The organism is Mycobacterium sp. (assembly GCF_032161845.1).
Classification (GTDB): domain Bacteria; phylum Actinomycetota; class Actinomycetes; order Mycobacteriales; family Mycobacteriaceae; genus Mycobacterium.
In genome coordinates, this window is sequence record NZ_JAVRQA010000438.1 from 1 (window position 1) to 9,924 (window position 9,924).

Genomic DNA, 9,924 nt, shown 5'->3' on the forward strand with positions numbered 1-9,924 from the left:
TTGATGCCCGCCGAGATACCCGTCGCGCGGAACCCCGACGGTGCGGTGACGCCTTGCTTGCGTACGAGCTTCACGGTGCCACACCCACGATCGAAAGTCCTTCCGTCTCCGGCCAGCCCAGCGCCAGGTTCATCGACTGCACAGCCGCCCCTCCGGTTCCCTTGACGAGGTTGTCGATTGCGCACAGCGCCACCAGCACGCCGGCGTCTGGATCGACGGCGACCGCGACCTGCGCGGCGTTGCTGCCGATCACCGAACCGGTCGTCGGGAGTCGGCCCTCGGGGAGCAGGTGCACGAACGGCTCACCACCGTAAGCCTTTTCGTAGGCCGCGCGGATCTGCGACAGCGAGGCGTCGGTACGGGCCGTGCACGTGGCGAGGATGCCCCGCGACGTCGGGATCAGAACCGGCGTGAAGGAGACGGTGACGTGCTTGTCGGTGACCGTCCGCAGGCCCTGTGCGATCTCAGGGGTGTGCCGGTGCGTTCCGCCGACGTTGTACGCCCTCGCCGAACCGATGACTTCGGAGCCGAGGAGGTCGACCTTCGCCGCGCGGCCCGCCCCTGAGGTGCCGCTCACCGCGACGACCGTCACGGCGGGTTCGACGAGATCCTCGGCGAGCGCGGGTAGCAGGGCGAGCAGGGCGGCCGTCGGGTAGCAGCCGGGGACGGCGATGCGCTTGGTGTTCCGTAGGGCCTCGCGGCCGCCGGGGAGTTCGGGCAGGCCGTAGGGCCAGCTGCCGGCGTGCGCCGAGCCATAGAACCGCTCCCAGGCCGCCGGATCGGTGAGCCGGAAGTCGGCACCGCAGTCGACGATCAGGGTGTCGGGACCGAGTTGTTCGGCCAGCGCGGCGGAATGCCCGTGCGGCAGGGCGAGGAACACCACGTCGTGGCCGGCCAGCACGCCCGCATCGGTCGGTTCGAGGACCCTGTCGGCGAGCGGAAGGAGGTGCGGATGGTGCTCGGTAAGGCTAGTGCCTGCACTCGCGGCGGCGGTCAAGGCACCGATGCTCAGGCGTCCGTCCAGCAGCCTTGGGTGGCCGAGCAGGAGGCGCAGGATCTCGCCGCCCGCGTAGCCACTGGCGCCCGCCACTGCCACAGAAGTCATGCGGCGATTCTGCATGGTTATGCGCTTGGGTGCAAATTCATTAATCGGTGGGCGTGCAGTCGCGAAAAGTCAAAAGTCTGTCGCACCGCGACAAGACCGGTGGACCACCTGCCCTGCACAGTAGCGCCAACGCCGGCAACCACTTCGGCCCCAACTAGTGAGGACCACCACCATGCGTCGACTGACGAGCCTCGATGCCTTTTTCCTCGCCACCGAGGACGATCGCACCGTCGCCAACGTTTCAGCCCTGGCCATTCTCGAACGCAAGAGGGCGAACGGGCGTCGATTGACCCGCCACGCCGTCAAGTCGCTGTTCGCGAGCCGGATACACCTGCTCGCACCGTTGCGGTGGCAATTGGCGGAGGTCCCTTTGAACGTGGCACACCCGTCGTGGGTCGACGGCACGGTCGATCTGGACTATCACGTGCGTGATTTCGCATTGCCGGCACCCGGCGATGAGCGGACTCTTGCCGAACAGGTAGCGCGCCTCGCAGCAGAGCCGATGAGCCGTGCCCGGCCGTTGTGGGAGGCCTACCTGATCCACGGTTTGTCCGATGACCGGGTAGCGCTGCTGATCAAACTGCACCACTCGGCCGTCGATGGGGTGTCGGGTGGCGAGATCTTGAGCACTCTGCTCGACGAGGCGCCACGAGGGCGCCACATCGAAGCGGCTTCGGCTCGGGTAGCGGAGGCGGTTCCCAACCGGCTGGGGATGTTGTTGCGGGGACTAACCGACGTCCCCCGACAACAGGTCGCCGCGGCCAAGGCCGCCCGCCCCGCCCTTACCCACCTGGACGACGTAGCGACCATTCGGTCGCTCCCTGGCGTCTCGGTGATGACCGGCGTCGCCGGACGATTGTTGCGGCGGAAACGATCCGAGGCACCGCCGATGGTCGCACCGCGCACCGCGTTCAATGCCCGCATCACGCCAAATAGGGGGCTTGCCTTGGTGAGCCTGCCACTGCCCGAGGTAATGCAGCTCAAGCACGCTTACGGCGCGACCGTCAACGACATAGTCGTCGCCCTGTGCGCCGGGGCCCTGCGGACTTGGCTTGCCGCCAAGGACGAACTGCCGCCCGAGCGATTGCTCGCCATGGTTCCGATCTCGGTCCGGACGCCCGCCGAGCGCGGCACCTTCGGCAACAAGGTCGCCACCATGGTCGTGGCCCTGCCTACCGACGAGGCAAGTCCGGCGGCGCGAATCACCGCGTGCCGCAATTCACTGCTGAGCGCCAAGAAGGAACAGGCGGCCCAGCCGCGCAACCTCATGCAGCAAGCCAACGACCTGGTGCCTCCGGTTCTCTTCGGCCCGGCGATGCGCACGGTACTAAGACTCGCGGGTTCACGATCGGTGAAACCGGCTGCCAATGTGATCATTTCGAATGTTCCGGGTTCGCGGACACCGCAGTACCTTGCCGGAGCCCGCGTCCTCGCGAACTATCCCGTCTCGACCATCGTCGATGGAATCGCCTTGAACATCACACTGTTCAGCTATCTCGATAGCCTCAACATCGGCATCACGGTCGACGGCGAGCAGGTTCCCGACAGCGACCTGCTGGCGCAGGCCCTCGTCGAAGAGTTGGATCGCCAGATCAGCGAGTTGACTACTTTGCCCGGGTCTCGCGACGTGTGCCCGAACCCTTCGTGATGCGCGGCGGCGATACCGGTAGCTCGGCTCGGTACTGCCGAGGTGTCTTGCCGAACCAACGTCGACAAGAGCGGTTGAACGTGCTCTGCTCGGTGTAGCCGAGCAGGACCGTGATCTGGCTCAGATGGAACCGCGGGTCGGCGAGGTACCGCGCCGCATGGTTGCGGCGCTCCCGCTCGATCAGATCCTGGCAGCGCACGCCTTCGGTGGCCAGGTGCCGTTGCAGCGTCCGGGGATGCATCGCGAGTTCGCCTCCGATCGCGTCCACACTGCATTGCCCGGTGGGCAGCAACCGCCGAGCCATCTCTGCCACCCGATCGGACAGCGTGGCAGCGCTTGGCAGGTAATGGGTTTCGAGGTATTTCGTTGCGATGCGTCTCGTCTCGGGATCGGCACTGACGATGCGGCGACCCGCAAGCTGGCGGGGTAGATCGAACCCGCACCAACTCTGTCCGAAGAGGACGGGGCATTCCAGTGTTTCGCGGTAGACGGCCGCCGGGCCGAACTGTTCGTGCAAGAAGGAGATGGCGCGGGGACGAGCCTCCGGGCCACCCATGAGGCGAAGCATGCGAACGCCGTTGGCGAGGCTCAACTCGTACCCCTGGCGCACGTAGGGCAGACCCGGTTCGACTACCTCGAAGGTGAATCTGACGTCACCGTCGGGGGTCAGCGGGGCGGCACTCAGGGTCAGCGCCGGGGAGTGGACATACAGGTACCGCGCGACCGACTCCATCCCGTCCAGCACCGTCTGGGCGTTCCGTGCGATGACCGCGATCGGTCCGAGGATGTCCAAGCCCTGCCAGCGCGAGAGGCGAAGCCCGAAGTCGGGACAGTGCAGGTCGGCGGCGCTGGCTTCCAGCATTCGAACGAACGGCTCGAAGGAGATGAACGCGTCCTCCTGGCGCTCCACCCCGGACGGTATGCCGAAGCGCGACAGGAACGGCGCCGGGTCGGCGCCGAGCTCCCGAATCAGGTCGCCGTACCCCCACAGGTTGGTGGCGCGGATAAGGCTGGCCATCCGATCAACTCCCCCTGTCGGGAAATGACAAAAACGTGTCGGAAACCGTCAATACCCGCGGCGGTGCCGTCACCCATTCTGTTTCTACAGCGTCCTGCGGACCGAGCAGGCAAGAAGCGCGAGGAAGCACACATGAACGCACCGCATTTCGACGTCCTGATCATCGGCGCCGGCCTGTCCGGTATCGGCACCGCCTGCCAGGTGAGCGCCGAGCACCCGAACAAGTCGATCGCGGTGCTGGAGCGACGTCAGCGCCTTGGCGGCACCTGGGACCTGTTCCGCTACCCCGGCATCCGTTCCGACTCCGACATGTACAGCTTCGGATACAAGTTCCGGCCGTGGCAGGAACTGAAGGTCCTCGCCGACGGCCCATCGATCCGCGAGTACATCGCGGACACCGCGGCCGAGTACGGCATCGACGAGAAGATCCAGTACGGCGTGAAGATCCTCACCGCCGACTGGTCAACCGCCGAGAGCCGCTGGACGGTGACCGCCCTGCACGAGGCGACCGGCCAGATGCGCACGTACACCGCCGGCTTCCTCGTCAGCTGCACTGGCTACTTCAACCACGACAAGGGCTTTCTGCCCACCTTCCCCGGCCTTGACCGGTTCAAGGGTCAAACCATCCATCCCCAGCACTGGCCTGAAGACCTGGACTACACGGGCAAGAAGGTCGTCGTAATCGGAAGTGGCGCAACGGCGGTCACCCTGGTCCCGACGATGGCCCCCGACGCCGAGCACGTGACCATGCTGCAGCGTTCGCCGTCGTACATCTTCTCGATACCCGCTCTCGACAAGATCTCGGAGGTCCTTGGTCGCTTCCTTCCGGACAAGTGGGTGTACCGGTTCGCGCGCAGGCGCAACATCGCCTTCCAGCGCTACCTGTACCTGGCCTGCAAGCGCTGGCCTGCTCAGATGCGCCGGTTCCTGCTCTGGCAGGTCCAGCGGCACCTCGGCCCGTCGGTCGACATGAGCCACTTCACCCCTAAGTACATGCCATGGGACGAGCGGTTGTGCGCGGTGCCGAACGGCGATCTCTTCAAGGCTCTGGCCTCCGGTGCGGCGTCGATCGTCACCGATCAGATCGACACGTTCACCGAGACGGGCATCCTGTTGGCGTCTGGCCAGGAACTCGAGGCCGATATCATCGTGACCGCGACCGGCCTGGAGATCCAGATGCTTGGCGGGATGGAGCTCTGGGTCGACGGTGAGTCCCGCAAGCTGCACGACCAGATGACGTACAAGAGTGTGCTCGTCGAGGACATTCCCAACCTGGCATGGGTCTTCGGCTACACCAACGCGCCGTGGACCCTGAAGTCCGACATTGCCGGCGAATACCTGTGCCGGCTGTTCAAGCACATGGACGACAACGGCCACACGATCGCAACTCCGCGCGATGCCGATCACTCCGCGATGGAGATCGGGATGGTGGACCAGCTGCAATCGGGCTACGTGCAGCGTTCCAAGGACATCTGGCCACGGCAGGGCTCGAAGAACCCGTGGAAGGTGCTCATGCATTACGGCAAGGACTCAAAGATGCTGCTCGACGACCCGGTCGACGACAGCCTCCTGCAGTTCGACGAGACACCGGCAGACGCGGTTTCCGTCTGAGCACGAGCGCGCCTCTAACCCATTGCACACCAACGCATTCCTCGAAGGGTCATCATGAACATCAACAAGCACGTCATCCGGGCCGGGCTGCGAGTCGCACGACCACTGTTCGCCTCCCGGCGCATCTCCGTCAATCGCAAGCGCGCCATGGTCAACCTGCTGACCAGTGCCGCGCGTCCCCCGAGAGGCACCAACCTCTGCCGCGTCGACATCGCCGGCGTCGCCGTCGAGCGCGTCCGGCCACCGCTGGGCGGGCCCAACGGAACAATGATCTATCTGCACGGCGGCGGCTACGCGCTGGGTAGCGCCAAGGGTTACCGCGGCCTGGTCGCACACCTTGCCAAGGCGGCCGGCATGACCGCCGTCATCCCGGACTACTCACGTGCGCCGGAAGCTCCATACCCCGCGGCCCTCGAAGAGATGGCGGCGGTGTACTCCCAGTTGCTCGACGACGGGCTCGATCCGAAACGCACTGTCATCGTGGGTGATTCGGCTGGTGGCGGATTGACGCTAGCCCTCGCCATGACGCTGCGCGATCGCGGAATCGCCGTGCCTGCGGCGCTGGGCCTCATCTGCCCGTGGGCGGACCTCTCCACCGACATCGACGGCCTGCGGCCAAAGCTGCGGGATCCTCTGATCATTCCGGCGATGACCGCCGAGTGGGCGGTGCCCTATGCGGGAAGCATCGATCCGATGTCGCCGGGCATTTCTCCGGCGTACGGCGATATGACCGACTTGCCGCCGATCGTCATGCACACCGCCGGTGACGATCCGCTCCGTGGCGACGCGACCGTCATTGCGAAGGCCGTTGCTGCCGCGGGCACCGGCACCCTTGATCATCGACTGTTCGATGGCCTCTGGCACGTCTTCCACCTGCAGGTCAGCGTTCTGCCGGCAGCTCGTGACGCAGTATCCGACCTCGGCGCGAAGCTGCGCAACCACGTGCTCGGGCAATCCGAAGTTCACCTCGACAACGCGAAGGTCGTAGCCCGATGAACCAATTCGAAGGCAAGGTCGCCGTCATCACCGGAGCCGGCTCTGGCATCGGTAGAGCGCTGGCGCTCAACCTGGCCGCGAAGGGCGCCAAACTCGCGCTCTCCGACATCGACACCGACGGCCTGGCCGAAACGGTCCGTAGGTCTGAAGCGCTCGGCGCGACGGTGAAGTCCGACCGCCTCGATGTCGCTGAGCGCGAAGCGGTGCTGGCCTATGCCGACGCCGTCATGACCCACTTCGGCACGGTCAACCAGGTCTACAACAACGCTGGTATCGCCTACAACGGCGACGTCGAGAAGTCAGAGTTCAAGGACATCGAACGAGTCATGGACATCGACTTCTGGGGTGTCGTGAACGGCACCAAGGCCTTTCTGCCACATGTGATCGCCTCCGGTGATGGGCACATCGTGAACATCTCGAGCTTGTTCGGGCTCATCGCTGTGCCGGGCCAGAGCGCTTACAACGCGGCGAAGTTTGCCGTGCGCGGATTCACCGAGGCGCTACGGCAGGAGATGTTGGTCGCCAAGCACCCGGTAAAGGTCACGTGCGTGCACCCGGGCGGCATCAAGACCGCCGTCGCCCGCAATGCCACGGTCGCCGAGGGACAAGACGCGCAGAGCTTTGCCGAGTTCTTCGACAAGCACATGGCCATCCATACGCCGGAAATGGCCGCCACCACGATCATCGGCGCGGTCGACAAGGGTCGCGCCCGAGTGGTGATCGGCTGGGAGGCAAAGGCTCTCGACGTGCTGGCACGCACAATCGGGCCGGCGTATCAGCGGGTCATCGCCACCGCGGTGGCGCGGTTCTTTCCGTGGGCGAAATGACACACCCGGCAGGGACGTTGGACATATGATTTGACTCTCATCAGCTAACTTCGGGGGAATCATGGCGATGAACACGGCCCCGCTGATCGATCTCAGTGGAAACTTCGCAGGCGACTTGCACGGGGTGTTACGCGAGGCGGCAAGCAACGGCCCACTCGCCACCGATGAAATGACCGGCGCCACCGTTGTGCTTCGTCAAGCCGACGTCGAAACTCTGGCCCACGACCAGCGACTCCCCGGGATAGGCCTGAGCCTGTTCGACATGATGGGCATCTCCGATGGACCCCTTCGCGACTGGTACGGCGGGCTGATGTTCACCACCGAGGGTGACTATCACCGCCGCATTCGATCGCTTGTCTCGCGAGCGTTCACGCCTCGATCCGTCGAGGCGCTGCGAGCAACGGCCGCCGAGATGTCCGCCGCCGCTGTCGCGTCCGTGCCCGACGGCGGAGATCTCGTCGTAGCCTGCTCGGCGCTGGCGACGCGACTGATCTGCCGCCTGCTCGGCGTACCGGACTCCGATGTCGAGGTATTCAGGCAATGGGCTGACGCGTTGAGCCCGGTGTTCTTCGTCATGACGCCCGGACAAATCGAGGAAGCGACGCGGGCGATCACAGAGTTGAAGACCTATGTCGACGAGTTGACGACCCGTCGTGCCGAGGACCCAGGGAGCGATCTCGTCACCGCTTTGCGCGCTGCCGAGATGGACGGGGAGCGTCTGAACCACACCGAAACCGTGACCATGATCGCGAATCTGCTTGTCGCCGGTCACGATACGGCCGGTAGCCAGATACCCTGCAGCGCTTTGGTCGCCCTCCAGCATCAGGAGCAGCTAGCCGGCATCCAAGCGGACGACGTCCGACTCGCCAGCGCGGCCGAGGAGACCATGCGGATGGAGCCGAGCATCCCGATCATCCCTCGGACCGCACTGGCACCGATCGACTTGCACGGCACGACGATCCCGGCGGGCTCGATGGTCTTCCTGTGCATCGCCGCCGCATGCCGCGACGAATCGGCCTGGCGCGAGCCCGATCAGTTCGATCCCGACCGTTTCACTAGACCAGATACCGCCAAACTGCTGAACTTCGGCGCTGGCACGCATTACTGCCTCGGCACGGCCCTGGCGAAGATCTCGGTGGAGGAGTCGCTACGCGCCGTCATGGCGGTCGACCCCCCGCTGCGCTTGACCGAGGATCCGGCGGACATTCCGTGGCGGCAGATCCTTGGCCGCAGTCCGGCCAGATTGCTCGTCCGCCCCAACTACGTCGCCTAGCGTTCCCTACTTGCGCTGCTCGGCCCCAACCCGCTCGACGGCGACAGCGACGGCCGCGTCGCGCGCGGCACTCGCCTCGTCCTCGGTGAGCGTGCGGTCGGGAGCGCGGAACCGCAGCGCCAACGCCAACGACTTGTTGCCAACGCCGATCTGCGGGCCGGTGTAGACGTCGAAGATCCGGACGTCCTCGAGCAGTTCACCTGCACCGTCGCGCACGGCGTCGACGACGGACTGCGCGGCGACGTCGTCGGCGACGATCAGGCTGACGTCCTGGAACACCGCGGGGAACGGTGACACCGCGGGAGCGGGCAACGGCTCGACGACGGGAACGGCGCTGAGGTCGAGCTCCAAGGCGCAGACGCCCTTTGGCAGCCCCGAGCGCTCGATGACCGCGGGATGCAACTCACCGGCGTACCCGATTACGGTGCCGTCGAGCACGATCTCCGCGCAGCGACCCGGATGCCACGGGAGATGCTGCACGGCACGGAACTCGAACTCGACGTGGCTGGCCCGTCCGATGATGCGCACGGCCTCGAACGCATCCATCGCATCGGCGCGGCGCCCAGGCCCCCACGGACCGGCGGGTTCCCGAAGCCCGGCCAGGACGGCGCCGACGTGCAGTGGCTGCCTTGGCAGTGCGGCGTCGATGAGCGCGATCTCGGCCTCGGTGGGTCGGCGATCCACGGGGAGCGGCTCGATCGCCTTGGTCTGCGGTGTCGCGAGGACCACCTGTTCGATGCCGAACAGCGCACCGTCAGGAGCGCCGCGAGACACGTTGCGCACCAACGCTTCCAGCAGTCCCGGTAGAAGTGTCGAGGCGAGGTGCGGCCGATCGGCCTCGAGCGGGTTGAGCACCTGCATGGTGGCGCGCCGCGGATCGTCGGCGGCGAGTCCCCAGGTGTCGAAGATGCCCGCGGGCAGGAACGGCGTCGGAAGTATCTCGACGAAACCGTTGAGCGCCAGGGACTTCCCGATGGCACGTCGACGCTTCTGGGTGAGGCTCAACCCACGTCCCGCGGGGGCGGTCGGCAAGATCGACGGAATCTTCTCGAGGCCTTCGAGGCGGAGAACTTCCTCGACGAGGTCGGCGGGCTGCACGAGGTCGGTGCGCCAGCTCGGCGGAACGACCGTCACCAGTGCGTCGGAAGCCGTTACCCGACCACCGATCTGGGTCAACCGTCGTACGGTGGTACCCGCGGGGTACCCGACGCCGGCCATCCGGTCGGGCAGATCCACCGGCATGGTGATCGCTGCCGGCGACCAGTCGTCACGGGGTGGGTCACCGCGCCAGTCGGTGAGCGTCGGTTCGACGGTGCCTTCGGCGATCTCGGCGAGCAGGGTGGCGCAACGGTCGAGGGCGGCGACGGAGATCGCCGGATCCACGGTGCGCTCGTAACGACGACTCGCCTCGCTCACCAGATGCAGCCGCCGCTGAGTCCGCGACAC

Annotated in this window: 8 protein-coding genes; 5 read left to right on the top strand and 3 right to left on the bottom strand. The window is 66.0% G+C overall.

The genetic code is table 11. The features are described from left to right. Positions 1–70: 70 nt before the first annotated feature. Positions 71–1,120 (bottom strand): N-acetyl-gamma-glutamyl-phosphate reductase, encoded by a 1,050-nt coding sequence (gene argC, locus QOD90_RS23945; RefSeq protein WP_526353752.1) that lies wholly within the window; start codon positions 1,118–1,120, stop codon positions 71–73. Positions 1,121–1,277: 157 nt separating this feature from the next. Between argC and QOD90_RS23950 the strand changes: the two genes are divergently transcribed. Continuing rightward, positions 1,278–2,753, top strand: coding sequence for a WS/DGAT/MGAT family O-acyltransferase (locus QOD90_RS23950; protein WP_526353753.1), 1,476 nt, complete (start codon positions 1,278–1,280; stop codon positions 2,751–2,753). Here the strand turns inward: QOD90_RS23950 and QOD90_RS23955 are convergent. Beyond that, positions 2,710–3,771 (bottom strand): helix-turn-helix transcriptional regulator, encoded by a 1,062-nt coding sequence (locus tag QOD90_RS23955; RefSeq protein ID WP_526353755.1) that lies wholly within the window; start codon positions 3,769–3,771, stop codon positions 2,710–2,712. The genes QOD90_RS23950 and QOD90_RS23955 overlap by 44 nt on opposite strands. Positions 3,772–3,903: 132 nt before the next feature. Here QOD90_RS23955 and QOD90_RS23960 point away from each other — a divergent pair, with 132 nt between their 5' ends. The 4 genes from QOD90_RS23960 to QOD90_RS23975 all read left to right on the top strand — a co-directional run bounded on the left by QOD90_RS23960 (position 3,904) and on the right by QOD90_RS23975 (position 8,478). Then, on the top strand, positions 3,904–5,382 hold the full coding sequence (locus QOD90_RS23960) for a flavin-containing monooxygenase (RefSeq protein WP_526353757.1): 1,479 nt from the start codon (positions 3,904–3,906) through the stop codon (positions 5,380–5,382). Positions 5,383–5,436: 54 nt separating this feature from the next. Beyond that, a complete protein-coding gene (locus QOD90_RS23965; RefSeq protein ID WP_526353759.1) occupies positions 5,437–6,378 on the top strand; it encodes an alpha/beta hydrolase in 942 nt (313 codons plus the stop codon). Next, a complete protein-coding gene (locus tag QOD90_RS23970; RefSeq protein ID WP_526353761.1) occupies positions 6,375–7,205 on the top strand; it encodes an SDR family NAD(P)-dependent oxidoreductase in 831 nt (276 codons plus the stop codon). The genes QOD90_RS23965 and QOD90_RS23970 overlap by 4 nt, the downstream gene beginning before the upstream one ends. 61 nt (positions 7,206–7,266) lie before the next feature. Continuing rightward, positions 7,267–8,478: a cytochrome P450 gene (locus QOD90_RS23975; RefSeq protein WP_526353763.1), complete on the top strand. Its 1,212-nt coding sequence runs from the start codon at positions 7,267–7,269 to the stop codon at positions 8,476–8,478. 6 nt (positions 8,479–8,484) lie between these two features. On the opposite strand, the gene QOD90_RS23980 is transcribed toward QOD90_RS23975, so the two are convergent. After that, on the bottom strand, positions 8,485–9,924 hold a 1,440-nt coding region (locus QOD90_RS23980), incomplete at its 5' end, for a phenylalanine--tRNA ligase subunit beta (RefSeq protein ID WP_526353765.1).